The organism is Bradyrhizobium sp. GW821-FHT13H05 (assembly GCF_058804065.1).
Genome location: NZ_JBXAPO010000020.1, coordinates 128,145 through 149,083 on the forward strand (window position 1 = coordinate 128,145; position 20,939 = coordinate 149,083).

Genomic DNA, 20,939 nt, shown 5'->3' on the forward strand with positions numbered 1-20,939 from the left:
TGCGCCGCTTGCAACGAGGACCGCCTGCTTGACGCACGACAACGCCCCTTCGTCCGCGCCGTTCGGCGCGTATGCGCCAAATGCGGCGCAGGCCGCGATCATTCACCTCGCGACACAATCGGGGTTGAAGCGCGGCGCCTTCCGTCCGTGGATGTCACGGCTGGTCAATTTGCTGCGCGGCGGCCCGCTCGACGTCCAGTATCAGGGCGCCTCGTTCCGGCTCTACCACCAGGGCAGCGCGACCGAGCGCGGCGCGCTGTTCAACCCCGACTACAATCTCGACGAGCTGGACTTCCTGCGTCAGCACACCCCGGTGGGCGGTGTGTTCGTCGACGTCGGCGCCAATGTCGGCACGTTTGCGCTGGTGATGGCGCGGCAGGTCGGGCCCACGGGCAAGGTTGTCGCGATCGAGCCGCATCCGCTGACGTTTGGACGGCTTTCGTTCAACCACGCCGCATCGAAAGCCACACAAGTTCGTCTGGTCCAGGCCGCCGCGGGCGACAGCGACGGCGAGCTGATGATCGAGAGCGGCGGCGGCAATCTCGGCGCCACGCATGTGGTGACCGGCACCGCCAGCGCTGAAGCCATCAAGGTACCGTCGCTGCGGCTGACGCGCATCCTGGACGAGGCCGGCGTCGGCCAAGTCGATTCGCTCAAGATCGACGTCGAAGGGTTTGAGGACCGGGTGCTGATCGGCTTCTTCCGCGACGCGCCGCAATCGCTGTGGCCGCGCGCGGTGGTGATCGAGCATCTGTCACAAAACGAATGGCAGCAGGATTGTATTGCCGACATGGTCACGCGCGGCTTTGCGATCGCGCGCAAGACGCGGAGCAATACGTTCCTGTCGCGCTGACAGCCAGCAAGGGAGATTTGCGATGATCGATCATTTGGGTTTCTCCGTCTCCGACTATGAGCGCGCGAAAACGTTCTACGCCAAGGCACTGGCGCCGCTCGACTACAGCCTGATCATGGAAGTCACGGCAGAGCAGACCGGCCACGCAGCTGCGGCAGGATTTGGCGCCAACGGCAAGCCGGACCTCTGGTTCGGCGCCGAAGGCGCGATGAACAAGCCGGTGCATATCGCGATTCTCGCCAAGGACCGGGCCACGGTCGACGCCTTCTACAAGGCGGCGATGGCCGCCGGTGGTCGCGACAACGGCGCACCCGGCATCCGCCCGCATTATCATGCGAACTACTACGGCGCCTTCGTGCTCGACCCCGACGGCCACAACATCGAGGCGGTCTGCCACACGCCGGAATAGCGCGCGTTCCGGGACGACGCGACGGGGAACATCGGCGCGGCATCATCGTTGTCGTTCTCCCGACAACTGACCTTGATGACGTCGATGCCGATCGAACCGCCCGAGATACCACCGTCGACACCCGGCACACCGACCGAGCCGCCACCCGGGATTCCGCCGGGCAATCCGCAGCCCGAAATCACGCCGCCGGTGCGCGAGCCCGGCGAATCACCGCGGCCCGACGAATTGCCGGGCCGCACGCCTGAAGAGATTCCATCGCGCGGGCCGAACGCGCCGCTCACACCGAATCCTGCGACGGACGCAATGCCGTCGCGAGACCATGGATGAGGCGAAGCATCACATATGAGGCGATTGCAACCAGCGTCTGAATGCGCAATGAACGTCGCCATGGTGACGTGATTTGCATGCAGAAATAAATCGGGCCGCGACCGCTTCGCCCGCCACAATCCGGCCTAACGCGTAGCCGTTCATCCCAACACTTTGTCAAAGAACCTTCCGGGGAAGTTGACCACCATGACCAACCTTCGTTTCGTGCTGCTTGCGACCACGGCTCTGACCGCGATGCAATTGGCAAACACCGCATCGCATGCGCAAAGCGCTTCGCCACTCGTCGTCGCGCAGGCGCAGACACAGCCACCAGAGAACGACAAATCGAAGCAGCCTCCACCGAAGGGCCCGCCGCCCGCTGCACGTCCCGCGGCGCCGCCTCCCCCGGCCGCAGCACCGCCTGCTGCTCCTGCGCGCCCCGCCGCGCCGCCGCCCGCGGCTGCACCTCCGCATCCTCCCGCTCCGCCGCCGCCGGCTGCCGCGCCGTCACGCCCGACACCACCGCCTCCGCCGGCGCCGACTCATCAGGCACCTCCGCCGCCGCCCCCACCGCCGGCTGCTCCGAAGCAACCGTCGCCGCCTCCGGCCGCGGCCCCGCAACAGCACGCGCCGACACCACCGCCTCCGGCTCCGCCCGCTGCACGTCCGGCTCCCACACCGCCGCCTGCTGCGGCTCCTCCTGCGGCGCGGCCCGCGCCTGCAACATCGCCAGCCCCCACGGCAGCGCCCGCCCCGGCACCTGCGGCTCCCGCCGTGCGCCCGGCGACACCTGCTGCGCCGACCGCCACCCCCACAACAACGCCTGCGCCGACCGCAACGCCGGCTCCAGGCGCAGCGCCAGCTGGACGCCCCGGTGGACCGCCGCCCGGCGGACGTCCCGGCACGCCTCCGGCTGGATCACCGGCTCCAGGTGCCGCACCAGGTGCGACGACCGCACCGCCCCCGACACCGGCGCCTGGCGCAACCCCGCTACCGACAGCGACACCGGCTCCCGGCGGCGCTGTGACACCTCCGCCCGGCCGTCAGGGTGGAACGCCTCCTGCGGGCGCGCCCGCTGCCGGAGCTCCGCCGACCCAGCCGCAGGCGGGTGCCCCGCCCCGGCCGCCGGCGCCCCCCGCCGGCGTCGCGGCACCGAGCACTGTCTCGGGCTCGGCCGCCGCAGCGCCGCCGCCCGGCAGGGCGCAATACGCGCCGCCGACGGTTGCCCCCGCCTTCCGCGCCGCGCCCACGACGACCACGCCTCTGCCACCGCCACCGCGGCCGCAGCAGCGTGACCTGACGCCGCTCGCGATCGGCGCGGCCGTCGTCGGCGGCGCCGTGATCGGGGCGACCATCGCCGACCTGCACAACCAGCGACGCGAGAGCGTCGAAGGCGGCCGCACGGTCTACACCGAGCCGGATCGCATCATCATCCGCGATCCGGGCGGGCAGGCTTACGTCCGCGGCAACGATCTCTATCGCTTCCGCTATGGCGCCCGTGACATCCGCACCGACACCGTCGGCGGCGAGACCCGCACCGTCGTGATCCGTCCCGACGGCAGCGAGATCATCACGACGGTCGGTCCGGACGGTCGCTTGCTGCGGCGAATCCGCAGGGATCCCCGCGGCCGCGAGATCATCATCATCGACAACAGCTACCGCGACCCGCAGTCGGTCGGCGGCTTCTATGTCGACGCGCCGCCGCCGGTCGTGAACATTCCCTATGATCGCTACATCGTCGACGCCCAGGAAGCCTCGCCGGACGTGATCTACCAGACCATGGAGGCACCGCCGGTGCAGCGGATCGATCGGCGTTACACGCTCGACGAGATCCGCTACAGCCCGAATGTTCGCATGCAGATGCCGAGCATCGACGTCAACACGATCACCTTCGAGACGGGTTCGTGGACGATCCCACCGGACCAGGCGGCGAAGCTGCAAGCGATCGCCGACGGCCTCAACCGTGCGATCCAGGCCAACCCGCGCGTGGTGTTCCTGATCGAGGGACACACCGACGCCGTCGGCAACGAGGTCGACAATCTGTCGCTGTCGGACCGCCGTGCGCAGTCGGCAGCCGAATTGCTGACCCAGCAGTTCGGTGTGCCTGCGGAGAATCTGACCTCGCAGGGCTATGGCGAGCAGTACCTGAAGGAGCAGACGCAGGGGCCGAGCGCGATCAACCGGCGCGTTACCGTCCGCAACATCACGCCGCTGCTCAACGGCGGCCAGGCCTCGCTGCCACCGCCCCCGCCCGGCACCGCGCCGCCGCGCTGAGGCGATAGCCACAAACGCAAAATGGCCGGGAGCAATCCCGGCCATTTTTTTGGTCTCCCGTGCCCCGGACGCAGCGCAGCACGTAGTGATGCGCTGCTGAGCCGGGGCCCATGCTTATCGATGCAGTGGAGTTCCTGGCGTGGGTCCCGGCTCTGCGACGCACCGCTTCGCGCTGCATCGCGTCCGGGACACGAGCAAACGCCTCAACCCTTGTCGCTCTCGAGCTTGAAGATCTGCGAGCCTTCGCTGCCCGACAGCAAACCAGTCTTCGAATAAAGACCGAGCTTGGTCCTGGTGTCGGCGATGTCGAGGTTGCGCATCGTCAACTGACCGATGCGGTCGGCCGGCGTGAAGGCGGCGTCCTCAACCTTCTCCATGCTGAGTCTTTCAGGCGCATAGGTCAGGTTCGGGCTCTCGGTGTTGAGGATCGAATAGTCGTTGCCGCGGCGCAGCTCCAGCGTCACCTCGCCGGTGACGGCGCGCGCGACCCAACGCTGCGCGGTCTCGCGCAGCATCAACGCCTGCGAGTCGAACCAGCGGCCCTGATAGAGCAGACGTCCCAGCCGCATGCCGCTGATGCGGTACTGCTCGATGGTGTCCTCGTTGTGGATGCCGGTGACGAGGCGCTCATAGGCGATGTGGAGCAGCGCCATGCCGGGTGCCTCGTAGATGCCGCGGCTCTTGGCCTCGATGATGCGGTTCTCGATCTGGTCGCTCATGCCGAGACCGTGGCGGCCGCCGATGACATTGGCTTCGAGGAACAGCGCGACGGGATCGCTGAAGGTCTGGCCGTTCAGCGCAACGGGCTGGCCCTCCTCGAAACGCACCACGACCTTCTCGGCCTTGACGGCGCAGTCGTCGCGCCAGAACGGCACGCCCATGATCGGGTTGACGATCTTGATGCCGCTATCGAGGCTCTCGAGATCCTTGGCTTCATGCGTGGCGCCGAGCAAATTGCTGTCGGTCGAGTATGCCTTCTCGGCACTCATCTTGTAGGCGAAACCCTGGGCGGTCATGAACGCCGACATTTCGGCGCGGCCGCCGAGCTCATCGATGAACTGCTGGTCGAGCCAGGGCTTGTAGATCTTCAGGCCCGGATTGGTGAGCAGGCCGTAGCGGTAGAAGCGCTCGATATCGTTACCCTTGAAGGTCGAGCCGTCGCCCCAGATGTTGACGCCGTCCTCCTTCATCGCCGCGACCAGCATCGTGCCGGTGACGGCGCGGCCGAGCGGGGTGGTGTTGAAATAGGTGATGCCGCCAGTCGAGATGTGGAAGGCGCCGGACTGGATCGCGGCGATGCCTTCATGCACCAGCTGCATGCGGCAATCGACGAGGCGCGCCTTCTCGGCGCCGAACTCCATCGCCTTGCGCGGGATCTCGTTGTAGTCGGCTTCGTCGGGCTGGCCGAGATTGGCGGTATAGGCGTAGCAGCGCGCGCCCTTCTGCTTCATCCAGAGCAGCGCCGCTGACGTGTCGAGGCCGCCCGAAAACGCGATGCCGACTTTTTCACCCTTGGGCAGGCTTTTCAGGATCGTGGTCATGGGGCTTCCAATCGGGTCTCACGGGGCTGATGAAGGTTGCGAACTTGACCGCGCGATTATCAAATTTCGCGGGGCTGGGCACGCATTTATTGGCTCAAACCGAGGACTCGGCACCCGTCTTGCGGCCGAGCAGGCGCTGGCGGAGCCGGTAGGCGGGCATGTTCAGCCGGGTCAGGGCGGCATCGACCGCCTCGTCCGAGAACCGGGTCCGCGGCCAGCGGTAAATCATGGCGTAGGCGAACCAGATCACGACGAAGGTCACGAGGCCGGCAATCGAGACATCCGTGAAGAAGTGGCCGCCGAAGGCCATGCGGAGCCCGCTGGTGACGAGGCCGAACACAACGGCGCCGGCATAAGCGAGCGGCCGCCACGCCGGCGGCGCCAGCGCGGCCGGCGCCAGGGTCCAGAACGCGGTCGCGCCCTCGCCCGAGAAGAACGAGCAGTTGCGCGCGCAGTCGCCGCGCGGATCCCACCACGGCACGAATTGCTGGTCGCCGGCGAACTGCGTCACCACCACCGGGCGCGGCCGACCCCAATAGGTCTTGAAGGTGAGATTGGTGAGAATGCCGGCCGACAGGATAATCGTGACCAGCAGGAACACGATCGCGCGCCCCGATACCATCAAGGGACGGTCGGGCCGGACCATCTTGATCACGAGTGCAATCAGCGGTGGCAGCACGAAGGCCCAGGCGACCCACATCGCAGCGTCACGCGCGAAGCCGGCCCAGTCGTTCAGCTTGAGCGGAAACGTCTTCGTCTCGGGGTCGAAGAACAGCGCGGCGAGCTTGAGGTCGAGCTCGGGATAGAGGCCGAAAACGACGCCGATCACGAGCCACAGCGCCAGGGCGATGAAGAGTCCAGTCCGGTTCATGGCGCGCGGTTTAGCCGAGGCGGCAGAGGATGAAAACCCCGGAATCCGTCATTGCGAGCGAAGCGAAGCAATCCAGAATGTCTCCGCGGCGATAGTCTGGATTGCTTCGTCGCTTCGCTCCTCGCAATGACGGCGCCTCAATCCGGCCTTGAATGCGACGGCAGCGGCGGGGGCGGATTGCGCGGGGGCGGCGGGTTGCGCCAGGCGCCGGCGTTGCGGCCGGCGATCAGCCAATAGACGACGCCGGCGACGATGCCGGCTCCGGTCATGATTTCCAGATGACGCCGCACGATGCCCTCGAATTGGAACGTGTCGGAATGAAAGGGAACGAGGCCGAGATAGCAGGCGAGCCCGACGACACCGCCGCCCACGGCGTAAGCCAGCGCGCTGCGGATATAGAGCGCTTCGGTGACCGCGACGATCACCGCGGCAGGAACCAGCGCGAAGCCAGAGACGAAGATGAAGCCAAAGCCGAGCAGGATGTCGATCGTGCCCTGATCGACGGGACCTGCGCCGAGATCGGCGAATTCCGGAAACAGCAGCGCGACGACGACGATCATGCCGCCGACGAAGCAGGCGGCGAGGAAGCCGACGAAGATGACGATGAGGCGGCCGATCAGGGACATGACGAAAATGCCAACTCAGCCGTCATTGCGAGGAGCGCAGCGACGAAGCAATCCAGACTGTCGCCGCGGAAACATTCTGGATTGCTTCGCTTCGCTCGCAATGACGAGGATGCGAGAGCTTGCGCATAACAAGCTAATCCGTCATTGCCATGGCGCGCAGCGCCTGGCGTTCCCTGGCCGAGAGCTTTTCGGTTTCCGACTTGAGCTGGCCGCAGGCGGCGAGGATGTCGCGGCCGCGCGGAGTGCGCACCGGCGAGGAATAGCCGGCGTTGAAGATGTATTCGGAGAATTTTTCGATCTGGTCCCAGTCCGAGCATTCATAGGCGGTGCCGGGCCAGGGATTGAACGGGATCAGGTTGATCTTGGCGTGAATGCCCTTGAGCATCTTCACCAGCAGCTTGGCGTCGTCGAGCGAATCGTTGACGCCCTTGAGCATCACATATTCGAAGGTGATGCGGCGCGCGTTCGAAGCGCCGGGATAGTCGCGGCAGGCCTGCAGCAGCTCCTTGATCGGATATTTGCGGTTGAGCGGCACCAGTTCGTTGCGCAGCTCGTCGCGCACCGCATGCAGCGAGATCGCGAGCATGACGCCGATCTCCTCGCCGGCGCGCACGATGTTCGGCACCACGCCCGAGGTCGACAGCGTGATGCGGCGGCGGGAGATGCCGATACCTTCATTGTCGCCGACGATGAGCAGCGCGTCGCGCACCGCGTCGAAATTGTAGAGCGGCTCGCCCATGCCCATCATCACGATGTTGGTGACGCGGCGCGTGCCGTCCTCGCGATCGGCCCAGTCGTTCAGGCGATCGCGCGCGACCATGATCTGGCCGACGATCTCGCCGGCGGTGAGGTTGCGCACCAGGCGCTGCGTGCCGGTGTGACAGAAGGAGCAGTTCAACGTGCAGCCGACCTGGGAGGAGACGCAGAGCGTACCGCGATCGGTCTCGGGGATGTAGACGCACTCGACTTCATGCGCCTTCTCGACATTGTCGCCGCTCGGCAGACGCAGCAGCCATTTGCGGGTGCCGTCGTTGGAGATCTGCTCGGCCACGACTTCGGGCCGGTCGACGGTGAAATGCTGGGCGAGCTCGGCGCGAATGCCCTTCGAGACAGAGGTCATGTCGTCGAAGCTCTGGGCGCCGCGGAAATACATCCAGTGCCACAGCTGCTGCACGCGCATCTTGCGCTGCGCGGGCGCAACGCCGATCTCGCCGAGGCGATCGGCAAGCTCGGTGCGCGACAACCCGATCAGCGACGGCTTGGCCGGCGGCACATAGGTTTCGAGCGGAGTCTTCTCCACCAGGATTGCGTTGTGCGGCTCGGTCGTCGGTTGCATCTATGGGCCTAGGATCTGCGGTCTAAACTCGTCATGCCCGGGCTTGACCCGGGCATCCATGACGGCGAAAAATCTGGAACCGCCCCTATATAGCAACCGGAACGGCCGATTGCGACCTTCTCGCCCGCAGCCTTAACGCCTGCAATCCTGCGAAATCCGGTCGAGCGCCTGGGCGAGGCCCTTCAGCGAAAACGTGTCGGTCGTCTCCGTACCCTTGGCCGAGACGCCCTTGACCACGAGATCGGCCGATTTGCGCATGGCTTCAACCATCCGCTCCTCCTCGGCCGCGTTCTTGATCCAGAGGCCGTCGCCCTGCGTGTACATGGCGAACGCAGCGCCGCCGACCTCGACCGAGGATTCCGAGCCGGGCTTCAGCGCATAGCCGATCATGACCGAGACTTCGTTGTTCACCTTCTCGGCGGGCCGGGTCGAGACGAAGGCATAGGCGGGATCGCGCGGCCGGTTCGGCGGGTTGGTCTTCGACGACGAGGGTTTTGCCAGCGCAAAGCAGACCTTCTTGCCGTTGGGCGTCGCCGAATAGGCGCCCCAGGTCCCGAACTGGCCGATCAGGGTCGGCTCGGCGCCGCCCGCAACCGCCGCGGGCGGAGCCACCGGCTTGCTCTCGGGTTTGGCGGCCGTCTTTGCCGTCGTGTTGGCCGCAGGTGCAGCCGCTTTCGGTGCAGCCTTGGGCGCCGGTTGCGCCGTCTGAGCCCGCGCGGAATCGGTGATTCCCCACGCCGCCACGCCCATCATCAAAGCCAAAAATAGCACCCGCCACATGCTGGAGTGGTTCCCTCAATATTGTGACTGGAAGATGGCCCGGCCGCGCTTTGTCCCCGCAGCAGGGATAGCCGGGAAAGTCCAATTTGGGAAGGCAGTTAGCGGGATGACGGCAGCTAGGTCCGCGAACGCGCGGCGCGCTGGTCGGACCATTGTGCATCAGTCCAGCCGAGCAAATCCTCGGCGCCGGAACTGCGCAGATGCGCGCCGCCGTCGATCACCACCATCTCGCCGTTGATGTAGCCGGCGCGGTCGGAGACCAGGAAGCTGGCGAGATCGGCGAGCTCGCTGTGCTCGCCGGTGCGCCCCATTGGATTGCGCGCGGTCCAGCCCTCGTCACGGCCCTCGGGGCGGAGCTGCCCCGATGCGCCTGATGTCGGGAACGGCCCCGGCGCGATCGCGACGGTGCGGATGCCCTTCGGGCCCCACTCCACCGCGAGGCTCTTGGTCATCGCCAGCACCGCCGATTTGGCCATCGCCGACGGCACGGTGAAGGCGCGGCCGGTGATGGTCGAGGTCGACAGGATCGAGAGCACGACGCCGCCGTGCTTGCCGTCGATCCAGCGCTTGCCGGCGGCGAGCGTGCAATACATCGCACCATGCAGCGTCGGCGCCAGGATCGCATCGGCGGCGCGGAAGGAGAGATGCTCGCTCTGTGCGATGAAGGTTGCAGCAGCGTTGTTGACGAGGATGTCGAGCGGCGCCTCGCGCCAGATCACATCCATCATGGCGTCGACGGCCGCGCCATCGCGGATATCGCAGGCGATGGTGGTGACCTTGCCACTGGTCTGCGCGCGCATCTCGCTCGCGGCTGCGTCCAGCCGATCGAGCTTGCGGCCGCAGATCACGAGCTCGGCGCCGAGCGCGAGGAAACGTCGTCCCATCGCGGCGCCGAGACCCGAGCCACCACCGGTAACGAGGATGCGCTTGTTCCTGAGCAGACCCGTTTCAAACATCGTTCGAATCCTTTCTCTTCCGTCATTGCGAGCGAAGCGAAGCAATCCAGTGTCCGTCCTGCGGAAATAGTCTGGATTGCTTCGTCGCTGCGCTCCTCGCAATGACGAGGATAGGCTCGCGCGCTCCTTAAACAAAAGAATCCGGATTGTCCGGCCGCGCTAAATCCGGCAGAAACGATCCAATTATAATTCCACCTCGAAACGCCAGTACTTCTCAAGAAGGTGCCGCCATGAAAGCCATCCTCTGCTCGCAATATTGCCAGCCCGACGATCTCGTGCTTGCCGACGTGCCGGATCCGGTGGCGGGACCCGGCGAGGCCGTGATCGCGATCAAGGCGGCGGCGCTGAACTTCTTCGACATCCTGATGATCCAGGGCAAGTACCAGATCAAGCCGCCGTTCCCGTTCTCGCCGGCCGCTGAAGTCGCGGGCGTGATCGAGAGCGTCGGTCCGGGGGTCACCGATGTGAAGGTTGGCGATCGCGTGGTCGCGTCCTGCGGCCACAACGGCGCGCGCGAAAAGATCGCGCTGCCGGCGGCAGGAATCGTGAAGATTCCGGACAATCTCGATTATGACCGCGCGGCCGGCATCATCATCATCTACGGCACCGCGCTGCATGCGCTGGAAGATCGCGCCAGTCCGAAGCCGGGCGAGACGCTGGCAGTGCTTGGCGCAGCCGGCGGCACCGGCCTTGCCGCCTGCGAGCTCGGCAAGCTGATGGGCCTGAAGGTGATCGCCTGCGCCTCGTCGGACGAGAAGCTTGAATTCGCCAAAGCCCATGGCGCCGAGCTGACGCTGAACTACGGCAAGGAAGATTTGAAGGAAGGCCTGCGCAAGCTCACGGGCGGCAAGGGCGTCGACATCATCTTCGATCCGGTGGGCGGCGCCTATGCCGAGCAGGCGCTGCGCTCGATCGCCTGGGAAGGCCGCTTCCTCGTGATCGGCTTTGCCGCCGGCGACATTCCAAAAATGCCGCTGAATCTCGCGCTGCTGAAGGGCTGTGACATCCGCGGCGTATTTTGGGGCGCCTGGACCCGGCTCAACCCGGAGAAGAACCGCGCCAATCTCGAGAAGCTGGTGAGGTGGACGGCGGAAGGAAAGATTTCATCGCATGTCGACCGCACCTTCCCGCTGGCCCAGACCGCCGATGCATTGAAGGTGCTGGCGGGACGCCAGGCGATGGGCAAGGTGATCCTGCATCCGTGAGCATGCGCGGCGGCGCGAGTCGCCACGAGCGGTCCCCACACACTCGACTGTCGTCGCCCGGCTCAACCGGGCGACCCAGAATATGAGACGGGCAGCTTGGCCATCTCCCGCTTCTCGCGGGCATTGCGTCTCTGCGCCCTTGATAAAATTGCCCTCAACCATCGCTGCGGAAATTGCGGTGCATTTCGACTATCTGCCGGCGACGCTGACCGCGAAGGACTATCCGAACCTGATCAAGGAGGGCGAGAGCGTGGACACGATCGCGGTCCCCGCGGTGCTCGCGGCCTATAATTGGGCGCCCAACACCGAGCGCTATCGCAAGCTCGCGCTGTTCGTGGACGCCTTCTTCACGAAATTCCCGGCGCTTCAGAACCCGCCGTTCCATCCCAAGTGGAAGGAGGTCTCGCTCGCGGCGCCCTTGTCCGGCTGGAACAGATTGCCGGTGGCGCAGCAATGGCTCGACAAACACGGCGTAGAGCCGGTGACACGCCAACGCTTCGAGGCGTTCCTGAAACAGAGCCCCACGGCTGCGAACGTGTCCGACGCGGAGAAGGAGACGCTGTTCAGGCAATTCCAGGCGTGGGACGCGGAGAAGGCGCGGGCGGCCGAGAAGAAGTAGCGGGCGCGTCTCGCCTTCACACACTCAGTGTCATCGCCCGGCTTGACCGGGCGATCCAGTACGCCGTGACGCCGATGATTGAATCGCGAAGCCGCGGCGTACTGGATTCCCCGCTTTCGCGGGGAATGACCGCGGAATGCGTGGCGGTAACGGTTACGCTGCTTCTGCTTTCGAATCGCCCTCATCCACCCCGCGCTTCAGCGCGGCGCGCGCGGCCTCGCGATGCTCTGTCGTGATGTGGCCCGCGACCATGCGGATAGCCGTCGCCAGCACGGCGGCGTCGTCGGTGAAGCCGAGGATCGGCATCACGTCGGGGACGAAATCGAACGGCAGGATGAAATAGGCGATCGCGCCCAGCAGCGAAGCCTGGACATGGCGCGGCGTCTGCCGGTCGAAGGCACAATAATAAGCGGCGAGCAGATCTTCGGCGAACGGCAGATGCGCGGCGACGCGCTTCAGCTTGCGCCAGAAGCGGCGGCGAACGCTCTCACGATCTTCCGCGAGCCGATCGGCCGGCTCGAAGCCGACGCTGTGTTCGGCGGCCATGTTCGATAAACTCCCTTCCGTCGGGCGCGGCCGATGGCCGCATCTCCTGCCGATCACAAGATGGGGATGCAGCGGCGCCTCGCAAGATGTCAGCCCTGCGTCAGCTTGGCGATCGCGTTCATCGCCTTGGCGAGCTCGATGTCGAGCTTGGTGACGCCGCCGGCATCATGGGTCGACAGCACCACCTCTACCGTCTTGTAGACGTTGCGCCATTCCGGATGGTGATCCATCTTCTCGGCGACCAGCGCCGCGCGGGTCATGAAGCCGAAAGCCTCGTTGAAATCCTTGAAGACAAAGGTTTTCCCGATCGCGTCGCGGCCCTGAACCTCGGACCAGCCGGGGATTCCGCCCAGCGCCTGCTTGCGCGCCTCCGCTGTCAGCCGCTCTGCCATGATTGCCTCCGTCCTTCAGGGGAACTTTACCCTAACACCGTGCTTACGGTCCGGGTTCACAAGGGATTTCGTCCATCCGCTAACCATGACGGAGATGTAACCCCGCAGGACAAGAAATTTGCTACACTTGCGGGCGTAAATCGCCGGCCAAGATGAAACTGAGCCTCAAGCGCCTGTTTGGGAGATCGATGACCGGGGGATTGGACCTGGCCGAAGCGCCCACCCCGCCTTCGCCGCGATCCGCGGCGCGGAAGACGGCACTCGTGTCTCTCGCACTCGTGCTGGCCATCATCGGCGCGCTCGTCGGCGGCTACTACTTTGCCATGCGTCCCGTAATCTTCAAGGTCGCGGTCGGTCCCGCCAACAGCGACGACGTCAAGGTCGTGCAGGCACTGACCCAGGCCTTCGCGCAGCACAAGAGTTATGTACGGCTGCGTCCGATCCAGACCGACGGCGCCACTGCCAGCGCCGATTTGCTGGCGGAGGGCAAGGCCGATCTCGCCATCGTGCGCGGCGACGTCGACGTGCCCAAGAACGCGCAAGCAGTCGCGACCCTGCGCAAGAATGTCGTGGTGCTGTGGTCCGTGCCCGGCAAGGGCAAAAAGAAGGGCCCGAAGATCACCAAGATCGCGCAGCTCGCCGGCCATCGCGTCGGCGTGGTTGGCCGCACCCAGGCCAACGTCAACCTGCTCAAGGTGATCCTGCAGCAATACGGCGTCGATCCCGCCAAGGTCGAGATCGTGCAATACCCGGCCAACGAAGCCGCTGAGGCGATCAAGACCCAGAAGGCCGACGCCTATCTCGCGGCCGGCCCCGTCAACAGCAAGATCACGGCTGACGCGATCGCCGCCTCATCCAAGGATGTCGGCACGCCGAATTTCCTTGCGATCGATTCCGCGGATGCGATCGCGCAGAACCATCCGGTCTACGAAGCGTCCGAGATCCCTGCGGGCACTTTTGGCGGCTCGCCGGATCGTCCCGACGACGAGGTCAAGACGATCAGCTTCTCGCACCATATCGTGGCGCGCAAAGGCTTGTCGGAGACCAATGTCGCAGCATTCACGCGGCAGCTTTTTTCCGTACGCCAGCAACTGGTGACGGAATTCCCGCTGGCTGCAAAGATCGAAACACCCGACACCGATAAGGATGCGGTGATCCCGGTGCATCCCGGCGCCGCCGCCTTCGTCGACGGCGAGGAAAAGACGTTCCTCGACAAATACAGCGACTACATCTGGTGGAGCCTGATGGCGCTCTCGGCCATGGGCTCGATCGGCGCATGGTTCGCAGGCTATCTGAAGAAGGACGAGCGCGACAACAACAGTCATCTGCGGGAACGGCTGTTCGACATGATCGCCGCGGCGCGGAAGAGCGAAACGACCGAAGAGCTCGACCAGATGCAGACCGAGGCCGACGAGATTTTGCGCGACACGCTGCGCTGCTTCGATCACGGCGCGATTGAAGAGGGCGCGCTCACCGCGTTCAACATCGTGCTCGACCAGTTCCACGTCGCCGTCGCCGACCGCAAGGCGGTGCTGTTCAGCATGCCGCAGAACCTGCAACGCGCAGGCGCGCAGTTCAGGGCCGCGGGCAACGCATAAACGCCTGGCCGCGTAATCGCGGCGTCACATTGCATCAATATAGCTCTCGCTGTCATTCCGGACCGCGCCATGCGCACGGAACAGCCAGCGAATCCATCATGCACATCAAATTCTCACGCCGCCGCTTTCTCACCGCCGGCGCCGGTGCGCTTGGCACCATCGCGATGCCCCGTCTCTCGCGCGCAGCCGACCGGCCTGCGGTCACCCATGGCGTGCAGTCAGGCGACGTCACCGCCGACGGCGGCGTGGTGTGGGCGCGCGCCGACCGTCCGTCGCAGATGCTGGTCGAAGTCGCGACGACGGAGTCCTTCAAGGACGCCCGCACGCTGCCGCCGATCGCGGCGCTGCCCGAAACCGACTTCACCGCAAAGATGCTGATCGAGAACCTGCCGGGCGGCCAGGACATCTTCTATCGCGTTCGCTTCCGCGATCTCTCGCACACTGCGATCGAGGGCGAGCCGGTGATCGGTCGCTTCCGCACGGCGCCGGCCGATCGCCGCGACGTCAGCTTCGTCTGGGGCGGCGATGTCGCAGGTCAAGGCTGGGGCATCAATCCCGACGATGGCGGCATGGTCACCTTCTCCGCGATGCGCAAGCATCGTCCGGATTTCTTCCTGCATTCCGGCGACACCATCTATGCGGACGGCCCGATTGAATCCGAGGTAAAGCTCGCCGACGGCAAGACCTGGAAGAACGTCACCATCCCCGAAAAGGCCAAGGTCGCTGAAACGCTGGACGAGTACCGCGCCGCGCACAAATACAATCTTACCGACGACAATCTCCGCGCCTTCAATGCCGAGGTGCCGATCTTCGTGCAGTGGGACGACCATGAGGTGACCAACAACTGGTCGCTGTCGAAAGAATTGCCGGCGTCCTACAAGGTGCGCGACATCTCACTGCTCGCAGCCCGCGCGGGCCGCGCTTTTCACGAGATGTATCCGCTGCGCGAGAGCATCGTTGAGCCGGGCCGCGTCTATCGCCAGATCTCCTACGGCCCGCATCTGGACGTATTCGTGCTCGACGAGCGCAGCTATCGCGGCCCGAACGGTGCCAATCTCGAAACCACTTACGACCCCGCCAGCTATTTTCTCGGCCCGGACCAGATCGCCTGGCTCAAGCGCGGCCTCCTCAACTCGCGCGCGACCTGGAAGGTGATCGCGTCCGACATGCCGCTCAGCCTCGTCGTCTCCGACACGCCGAAGGGCGGATCGGAAGCCATTGCGCAGGGCGACGGCCCGGTGCGTGGCCGAGAGTTCGAGATCGCCGACATCCTGCGCTTCATCAAGATGGCGCCTGTTAGCAACACGGTGTGGCTGACCGCGGACGTGCACTACGCCGCCGCGCACTATTACGATCCGAACAAGGCCCAATTCCAGGAGTTCGAGCCGTTCTGGGAATTCGTGTCGGGCCCGCTGCATGCAGGCACATTCGGTCCGAACGCGCTCGACAACACGTTTGGGCCCGAGGTGCGCTTCGTCAAGGCGCCGGGGAAGGACAATCAGAATCTGCCGCCGTCCGCCGGCATGCAGTTCTTCGGTCACGTCAAGATCGACGGCGCCTCGGGCCAGATGATTGTGACCTTGCGTGACCGCGCCGATGTCGCGCTGTGGTCGACCACGCTCGATCCGAAGCTCGCCTGAGGCTGACGCCGGCGCGCCGTCAGGATCCGCGTGTCCGCAGCGCGGCCTCCAGCGCATCGCTGGAGCACGGCTTTTGCAGACGCGGCCGTGCAGCGAACTGCGCGGGAATGCTCGTCTCCGCGCCGTAACCGGTCACAAAGACGAAGGGAATTTTCAGGGCCGCCAGCCGGTCGGCGATCGCAAAGCTCTTCTCGCGGATGAGCTCGACATCGAGCAGCGCGAAATCGGGCGGACGCTTGGTGATCACCGCCAGCGCCTGCGCCACTGACCCCACGGTGCGCACGCTCGTCACGCCAAAACCCAGCAGACGATCCTCGAAGTCGATGGCGATGATCGGATCGTCCTCGACGATCAGGACATCGGCGGGCACGTCGGCAGAGCCGTCCGGGGAAGCAGGTATCATGATCCTGGCTATTGAGGGCTGCATCATTTTCCAATCAGGACAGCCGCATCTCGACGCCTGCGCCCAGCGCATCGGAGGGTTCCCGGAACGAAACTCACCACACAACAGTTTCCACGTCTGTCCACTTGTGCACACAGCCAACGGACGGACCTCGCTAGTGTCGAAAGGCGAGCAGGGGATTTACGATGGACGTGCGTATCAGCAAGACAAACGAAATCGGCAGCCGCCCGGCCAACAATCTGCTGCGGCGCTTGAGCCCGGCGGACTACGCGCTGCTCGCGCCTCACGTCAGCGTTGACGACGCTGCAGCCAGCGATCTGCTCTACAGTCCCGGCGACGATGTCCAGGTCGTGCACTTTCCGTGCGGTCCCTCGCTCGCGACGTTTCTCGTTCCCAACGAGGACGGCCGCGACGTCGAGACCATCCTGGTCGGCCGCGAGGGCGCGGTCGGCGGCATCGTCAGCGAGGGTTTTCTGCCGGCCTACACCCGCATCTGCGTGAAATTCGGCGGCCCGTTTGCGCGCATTCACGTCGCCAAGTTGGAGGCGGCCAAATTACGTTCGCCGTCGCTGCGCAACATCTTCGCCCGCTATGCCGACTGCATGCTGGCGCAAATCTTCCAGTCAACCGCCTGCAATGCCATCCACTCGATCGAGCAGCGTACGGCGAAATGGATTCTGGCGGCGATGGAGCGGACCGGCGACGAGAACAGCGTGCCGTTGACGCATGAGCAGCTGGCGACGCTGCTCGGGGTGGGTCGCAGCTATGCGAGCCGCGTGCTCCAGTCGTTCAGGGTCGAAGGCGTCCTCGAGACGCGGCGCGGCTCGATCCTGGTCCGCAACCGCGATGGCCTGCGCCTGCGCGCCTGCCTGTGCAACGAGGCGGTGAAGACCCATTTCGAGGAGGTGCTGCGCGGCGTCTACCCGACGGAGGAGGCGAGCCCCAACTCGGCGCAGGGTTGATCGCGGCGGCCGCCCCCTGAACAAACGGCCGGTTTGACCCCGAATTGCCCCTAAGTCCCGGGGAATCCCGGACAAAATTCAGTCAACCAACCCCGAAAGAACGCATTGTTTTTTGGCGGTTTTTGCTTATATTGCGCCGCAAACGCGTAGGGTGCCCGGTCGATATGGCCGGGTTTCCTTTTTGGGCGTAGCAGGCCCCGTTTTCCACGTTTCCAGCGTTGTCCCTGAAAAGGTCCCGGCTTGACCGGCGAGATCGCGCTTAACCCATTGTCCGACCGCAAAGAAGCTCACCCATGAACCTCCGCAACATCGCCATCATCGCCCACGTCGACCACGGCAAGACCACTCTGGTCGACAAGCTGCTGCAGCAGTCCGGCACCTATCGCGACAACCAGCGCCAGGTCGAGCGCGCGATGGATTCCAACGATCTGGAACGCGAGCGCGGCATCACCATTCTGGCCAAATGCACTTCGGTGCAGTGGAAAGACACCCAGATCAACATCGTCGACACCCCCGGCCACGCCGATTTCGGCGGTGAGGTCGAGCGTATCCTGTCGATGGTCGATGGCGTGATCGTGCTGGTCGACGCCGCTGAAGGCCCGATGCCGCAGACCAAATTCGTGGTCGGCAAGGCGCTCAAGCTCGGCCTGAAGCCGATCGTCGCCATCAACAAGGTCGATCGTCCTGACGCCCGCATCTCCGAAGTCGTCAACGAGGTGTTCGACCTGTTCGCGGCGCTGGACGCTACCGACGAGCAGCTCGACTTCCCGATCCTCTACGGGTCGGGCAAGAACGGCTGGATGGCTGACTCGCCGGACGCATCCCATGACGTCGGCATGAAGCCGCTGTTCGATCTCGTCATCAAGCATGTGGCGCCGCCGGTGGTCGAGGAAGGTCCGTTCCGGCTGCTCGGCACGATTCTCGAGGCCAACCCCTATCTCGGCCGCATCATCACCGGCCGCATCACATCCGGCACGGTGAAGCCGAACCAAGCCGTGAAAGTGCTGTCACGTGACGGCAAGCTGGTGGAAACCGGCCGGATCAGCAAGATCCTGGCGTTCCGCGGCCTTGAGCGCCAGCCGGTCGATATTGCCGAAGCCGGCGACATTGTCGCCATCGCCGGACTGCCCAAGGGCACCGTGGCCGACACGTTCTGCGATCCGACCGTCGAGATCCCGCTGCAGGCGCAGCCGATCGATCCGCCGACCGTGTCGATGTCGTTCATCGTCAACAACTCGCCGCTCGCCGGCACCGAAGGCGACAAGGTCACCAGCCGCCTGATCCGCGACCGTCTGTTGCGCGAGGCCGAGGGCAACGTCGCGCTGCGCGTGGTCGAGTCCCAGGACAAGGACGCGATGGAAGTCTCGGGTCGCGGCGAATTGCAGCTCGCGATCCTGATCGAGACCATGCGCCGCGAGGGCTTTGAGCTCTCGGTGTCGCGTCCGCGCGTCGTGTTCCAGAAGGACGAAGCCACCGGCCAGACCCTGGAGCCGATCGAGGAAGTCGTGATCGACGTCGACGAGGAGCATTCCGGCGTCGTCGTGCAGAAGATGAGCGAGCGCAAGTCCGAGCTGATCGAGATGAGGCCGTCCGGCGGCAACCGCCTGCGTCTGGTGTTCTACGCGCCGACCCGTGGCCTGATCGGCTACCAGGGCGAGCTGATGACCGATACCAAGGGCACGGCGATCATGAACCGCCTGTTCCACAACTACCTGCCCTACAAGGGCCCGATCCAGGGCCGCCGCAACGGCGTCCTAATCTCCAACGACCAGGGCGAAGCGGTCGCCTATGCCATGTTCAAGCTGGAAGACCGCGGCCCGATGATGATCGAGCCCGGCTGGAAGGTTTACAAGGGCATGATCGTCGGCGAGCACACCCGCGACAACGATCTCGAGATCAACGTGCTCAAGGGCAAGCAGCTCACCAACATCCGCACGACCTCGAAGGACGAGGCTGTGCGCCTAACCCCGCCGATCCGCATGACGCTCGAAAAGGCGCTGGCCTATATCGAGGACGACGAGCTGGTCGAGATCACCCCGAAGTCGATCCGCCTGCGCAAGAAGCACCTCGACCCGAACGAGCGCAAGCGCGCGGAAAAGTCCAAGGAAGCGGTGGCGTAAGGCCACCCTGCTCAACGACTGTCATTCCCCGCGAAGGCGGGGAATCCAGTACGCCGCAGCTCCTCGACTCTACAACGACCGTCTCTGGGATACTGGATCACCCGCCTTCGCGGGTGATGACAGCTGTGCGCGTGGCGGCTTCAGCACGCCCTGCGGACGTGCTAGAGCCCGCCCATGAGCTCTCTGCCCTCCTCCGTCAACGTCGCGATCATCGGCGCCGGCGCCGCCGGCCTCGGCGCAGCGCATGCGTTGGCCGGCTCCGACCTCTCCGTGATCGTGCTGGAGGCCCGCGATCGGCTCGGCGGCCGCGCCTGGACCGTACAAGCCTCACCTGACGTGACCTTCGACGTCGGCTGCGGCTGGCTGCACTCGGCGGACAAGAACTCCTTCGTCACCATCGCGCAGCAACTCGGTTTCGAGGTCAACAGGGACCTGCCGCCCTGGCGCGAGCGCGCCTTCGGCAATGCCTTTCCGCAAAGCGAGCGTGACGATTTCATGCGTGCGATGGACGCGTTCTACGAGCGTCTCTGGCAGGCCGCGCAGAAGGGCAAGGACGAACCGGCGAGCCTGAGCCTGGAGCCCGGCAACCGCTGGAATCCCATGATCGACGCGATCTCGACCTACATCAACGGCTGCGAACTCAAGGACATGTCCACACTGGACTGGGACGCCTACGAGGACACCGACGCCAATTGGCGCGTCCGCCGCGGCTACGGCGCGCTGGTCGCTGCCTACGGCGCACCCTGCGCGGTCGCGCTGAACTGCACCGTCACGCTGATCGATCATTCCGGAAAGCGCATCCGCATCGAGACATCGCAGGGCACGTTGACTGCGGATCAGGTGATCGTCACCGTCCCAACCAATCTCATCGCTGACGAAGCGATCCGCTTTTCGCCGCCGCTCCCTTCAAAGGTGAGCGCCGCAGCCGGCCTGCCGCTCGGCGTGGACGACAAGGTGACGTTGGCGCTCAGCGATGCCGAAGCCTTCCCGAAAGAAGGAAACCTGCGCGGCGCCACCATGCGCACGAAGATGGGCACCTACCATATCCGCCCGTTCGGCCAGCCCTGCATCGAAGGTTTTTTCGGCGGCAGCTTTGCCCGCGAGCTGGAAGACGCCGGTGAAGGCGCGATCGCCGCACACAGCATCGACGAGATCGCAGGCTTACTCGGCAACGACATCCGCCGCAGCCTGAAGCCGCTGTACGAGTCGCGCTGGGCGCACGATCCCTTTGCGCGAGGATCGTATTCGCATGCACTGCCCGGGCATGCGGGGGATCGCGCCGTGCTGGCCGCGCCTGTGGATGGCCGATTGTTTTTTGCCGGCGAGGCGACATCGCCAACCTTCTTCACAACAGCGCATGGCGCGCGGGACAGCGGAGAACGGGCGGCGGGTGAAGTGCTGGCGACTCTGAGCAAACCGTAACCACACACTCCGTCATTGCGAGCGCAGCGAAGCAATCCAGAGTCTTTCCGCGGAGGGATTCTGGATTGCTTCGCTGCGCT

General features: G+C 65.1%; 19 protein-coding genes and 1 pseudogene. 11 read left to right on the forward strand and 9 right to left on the reverse strand.

Annotated elements, in window-relative coordinates; translation table 11 throughout:
- Positions 1–28: 28 nt before the first annotated feature.
- The 4 genes from AC1RR3_RS35840 to AC1RR3_RS35855 all read left to right on the forward strand — a co-directional run bounded on the left by AC1RR3_RS35840 (position 29) and on the right by AC1RR3_RS35855 (position 3,842).
- The gene (locus AC1RR3_RS35840; protein WP_492829569.1) at positions 29–853 is read left to right on the forward strand and encodes an FkbM family methyltransferase; all 825 of its coding nucleotides are present in this window, start codon (positions 29–31) and stop codon (positions 851–853) included.
- A 22-nt stretch (positions 854–875) separates the two neighbouring features.
- On the forward strand, positions 876–1,262 hold the full coding sequence (locus tag AC1RR3_RS35845; RefSeq protein ID WP_492829571.1) for a VOC family protein: 387 nt from the start codon (positions 876–878) through the stop codon (positions 1,260–1,262).
- Between the two features lie 84 nt (positions 1,263–1,346).
- Entirely contained in the window at positions 1,347–1,589 is a 243-nt protein-coding gene (locus AC1RR3_RS35850; protein ID WP_492829573.1) for a hypothetical protein, read from the forward strand.
- Positions 1,590–1,775: 186 nt separating this feature from the next.
- Entirely contained in the window at positions 1,776–3,842 is a 2,067-nt protein-coding gene (locus AC1RR3_RS35855; RefSeq protein ID WP_492829575.1) for an OmpA family protein, read from the forward strand.
- Between the two features lie 203 nt (positions 3,843–4,045).
- On the opposite strand, the gene argG is transcribed toward AC1RR3_RS35855, so the two are convergent.
- The 6 genes from argG to AC1RR3_RS35885 form a co-directional block, all read right to left on the reverse strand.
- Entirely contained in the window at positions 4,046–5,383 is a 1,338-nt protein-coding gene (gene argG, locus AC1RR3_RS35860; protein ID WP_492829577.1) for an argininosuccinate synthase, read from the reverse strand.
- Between the two features lie 94 nt (positions 5,384–5,477).
- Positions 5,478–6,254 carry a phosphatase PAP2 family protein gene (locus AC1RR3_RS35865; protein ID WP_492829579.1) on the reverse strand — a complete coding sequence of 259 codons (777 nt, stop codon included), beginning with the start codon at positions 6,252–6,254 and terminating at the stop codon, positions 5,478–5,480.
- Between the two features lie 137 nt (positions 6,255–6,391).
- The gene (locus AC1RR3_RS35870; protein WP_492829581.1) at positions 6,392–6,880 is read right to left on the reverse strand and encodes a hypothetical protein; all 489 of its coding nucleotides are present in this window, start codon (positions 6,878–6,880) and stop codon (positions 6,392–6,394) included.
- Positions 6,881–7,013: 133 nt separating this feature from the next.
- Positions 7,014–8,216, reverse strand: coding sequence for a dual-specificity RNA methyltransferase RlmN (gene rlmN, locus AC1RR3_RS35875; protein WP_492829583.1), 1,203 nt, complete (start codon positions 8,214–8,216; stop codon positions 7,014–7,016).
- A gap of 132 nt (positions 8,217–8,348) precedes the next feature.
- Positions 8,349–8,996: an invasion associated locus B family protein gene (locus tag AC1RR3_RS35880; RefSeq protein ID WP_492829585.1), complete on the reverse strand. Its 648-nt coding sequence runs from the start codon at positions 8,994–8,996 to the stop codon at positions 8,349–8,351.
- A 116-nt stretch (positions 8,997–9,112) separates the two neighbouring features.
- On the reverse strand, positions 9,113–9,952 hold the full coding sequence (locus tag AC1RR3_RS35885) for an SDR family oxidoreductase (RefSeq protein WP_492829587.1): 840 nt from the start codon (positions 9,950–9,952) through the stop codon (positions 9,113–9,115).
- Between the two features lie 230 nt (positions 9,953–10,182).
- Here AC1RR3_RS35885 and AC1RR3_RS35890 point away from each other — a divergent pair, with 230 nt between their 5' ends.
- Entirely contained in the window at positions 10,183–11,157 is a 975-nt protein-coding gene (locus AC1RR3_RS35890) for an NADPH:quinone oxidoreductase family protein (RefSeq protein WP_492829589.1), read from the forward strand.
- A 187-nt stretch (positions 11,158–11,344) separates the two neighbouring features.
- Positions 11,345–11,776, forward strand: a pseudogene (locus AC1RR3_RS35895) (TAXI family TRAP transporter solute-binding subunit); the annotation flags it as partial.
- 153 nt (positions 11,777–11,929) lie between these two features.
- Here the strand turns inward: AC1RR3_RS35895 and AC1RR3_RS35900 are convergent.
- Together AC1RR3_RS35900 and AC1RR3_RS35905 are read right to left on the reverse strand one after the other, a co-directional pair.
- Positions 11,930–12,322 carry a YkvA family protein gene (locus AC1RR3_RS35900; RefSeq protein ID WP_492829591.1) on the reverse strand — a complete coding sequence of 131 codons (393 nt, stop codon included), beginning with the start codon at positions 12,320–12,322 and terminating at the stop codon, positions 11,930–11,932.
- Positions 12,323–12,411: 89 nt separating this feature from the next.
- Positions 12,412–12,714, reverse strand: coding sequence for a 4a-hydroxytetrahydrobiopterin dehydratase (locus AC1RR3_RS35905; RefSeq protein ID WP_492829593.1), 303 nt, complete (start codon positions 12,712–12,714; stop codon positions 12,412–12,414).
- Positions 12,715–12,866: 152 nt separating this feature from the next.
- Here AC1RR3_RS35905 and AC1RR3_RS35910 point away from each other — a divergent pair, with 152 nt between their 5' ends.
- Together AC1RR3_RS35910 and AC1RR3_RS35915 are read left to right on the forward strand one after the other, a co-directional pair.
- The gene (locus tag AC1RR3_RS35910) at positions 12,867–14,312 is read left to right on the forward strand and encodes a TAXI family TRAP transporter solute-binding subunit (protein WP_492829595.1); all 1,446 of its coding nucleotides are present in this window, start codon (positions 12,867–12,869) and stop codon (positions 14,310–14,312) included.
- A 98-nt stretch (positions 14,313–14,410) separates the two neighbouring features.
- Positions 14,411–15,952 (forward strand): alkaline phosphatase D family protein, encoded by a 1,542-nt coding sequence (locus AC1RR3_RS35915; RefSeq protein ID WP_492829597.1) that lies wholly within the window; start codon positions 14,411–14,413, stop codon positions 15,950–15,952.
- Positions 15,953–15,971: 19 nt separating this feature from the next.
- On the opposite strand, the gene AC1RR3_RS35920 is transcribed toward AC1RR3_RS35915, so the two are convergent.
- The gene (locus AC1RR3_RS35920) at positions 15,972–16,355 is read right to left on the reverse strand and encodes a response regulator (RefSeq protein ID WP_492829599.1); all 384 of its coding nucleotides are present in this window, start codon (positions 16,353–16,355) and stop codon (positions 15,972–15,974) included.
- Between the two features lie 185 nt (positions 16,356–16,540).
- Here AC1RR3_RS35920 and AC1RR3_RS35925 point away from each other — a divergent pair, with 185 nt between their 5' ends.
- The 3 genes from AC1RR3_RS35925 to AC1RR3_RS35935 all read left to right on the forward strand — a co-directional run bounded on the left by AC1RR3_RS35925 (position 16,541) and on the right by AC1RR3_RS35935 (position 20,859).
- On the forward strand, positions 16,541–17,317 hold the full coding sequence (locus tag AC1RR3_RS35925) for a Crp/Fnr family transcriptional regulator (protein ID WP_492829601.1): 777 nt from the start codon (positions 16,541–16,543) through the stop codon (positions 17,315–17,317).
- 293 nt (positions 17,318–17,610) lie between these two features.
- Positions 17,611–19,437 carry a translational GTPase TypA gene (typA, locus tag AC1RR3_RS35930; RefSeq protein ID WP_008136739.1) on the forward strand — a complete coding sequence of 609 codons (1,827 nt, stop codon included), beginning with the start codon at positions 17,611–17,613 and terminating at the stop codon, positions 19,435–19,437.
- A gap of 174 nt (positions 19,438–19,611) precedes the next feature.
- Positions 19,612–20,859 carry a flavin monoamine oxidase family protein gene (locus AC1RR3_RS35935; RefSeq protein ID WP_492829603.1) on the forward strand — a complete coding sequence of 416 codons (1,248 nt, stop codon included), beginning with the start codon at positions 19,612–19,614 and terminating at the stop codon, positions 20,857–20,859.
- The last annotated feature ends 80 nt before the right edge of the window (positions 20,860–20,939 follow it).

Bases quoted from the DNA above. Each gene is read 5' to 3' on its own strand.
- AC1RR3_RS35890 (WP_492829589.1), top strand. From the start codon at position 10,183: ATGAAAGCCATCCTCTGCTCGCAATATTGCCAGCCCGACGATCTCGTG.
- AC1RR3_RS35880 (WP_492829585.1), bottom strand. From the start codon at position 8,996: ATGTGGCGGGTGCTATTTTTGGCTTTGATGATGGGCGTGGCGGCGTGG.
- AC1RR3_RS35920 (WP_492829599.1), bottom strand. From the start codon at position 16,355: ATGATACCTGCTTCCCCGGACGGCTCTGCCGACGTGCCCGCCGATGTC.
- argG (WP_492829577.1), bottom strand. From the start codon at position 5,383: ATGACCACGATCCTGAAAAGCCTGCCCAAGGGTGAAAAAGTCGGCATC.
- AC1RR3_RS35915 (WP_492829597.1), top strand. From the start codon at position 14,411: ATGCACATCAAATTCTCACGCCGCCGCTTTCTCACCGCCGGCGCCGGT.
- typA (WP_008136739.1), top strand. From the start codon at position 17,611: ATGAACCTCCGCAACATCGCCATCATCGCCCACGTCGACCACGGCAAG.
- AC1RR3_RS35910 (WP_492829595.1), top strand. From the start codon at position 12,867: ATGAAACTGAGCCTCAAGCGCCTGTTTGGGAGATCGATGACCGGGGGA.
- AC1RR3_RS35850 (WP_492829573.1), top strand. From the start codon at position 1,347: ATGCCGATCGAACCGCCCGAGATACCACCGTCGACACCCGGCACACCG.
- AC1RR3_RS35905 (WP_492829593.1), bottom strand. From the start codon at position 12,714: ATGGCAGAGCGGCTGACAGCGGAGGCGCGCAAGCAGGCGCTGGGCGGA.
- AC1RR3_RS35925 (WP_492829601.1), top strand. From the start codon at position 16,541: ATGGACGTGCGTATCAGCAAGACAAACGAAATCGGCAGCCGCCCGGCC.
- AC1RR3_RS35935 (WP_492829603.1), top strand. From the start codon at position 19,612: ATGAGCTCTCTGCCCTCCTCCGTCAACGTCGCGATCATCGGCGCCGGC.
- AC1RR3_RS35900 (WP_492829591.1), bottom strand. From the start codon at position 12,322: ATGGCCGCCGAACACAGCGTCGGCTTCGAGCCGGCCGATCGGCTCGCG.
- AC1RR3_RS35865 (WP_492829579.1), bottom strand. From the start codon at position 6,254: ATGAACCGGACTGGACTCTTCATCGCCCTGGCGCTGTGGCTCGTGATC.
- AC1RR3_RS35870 (WP_492829581.1), bottom strand. From the start codon at position 6,880: ATGTCCCTGATCGGCCGCCTCATCGTCATCTTCGTCGGCTTCCTCGCC.
- AC1RR3_RS35885 (WP_492829587.1), bottom strand. From the start codon at position 9,952: ATGTTTGAAACGGGTCTGCTCAGGAACAAGCGCATCCTCGTTACCGGT.
- AC1RR3_RS35845 (WP_492829571.1), top strand. From the start codon at position 876: ATGATCGATCATTTGGGTTTCTCCGTCTCCGACTATGAGCGCGCGAAA.
- AC1RR3_RS35855 (WP_492829575.1), top strand. From the start codon at position 1,776: ATGACCAACCTTCGTTTCGTGCTGCTTGCGACCACGGCTCTGACCGCG.
- rlmN (WP_492829583.1), bottom strand. From the start codon at position 8,216: ATGCAACCGACGACCGAGCCGCACAACGCAATCCTGGTGGAGAAGACT.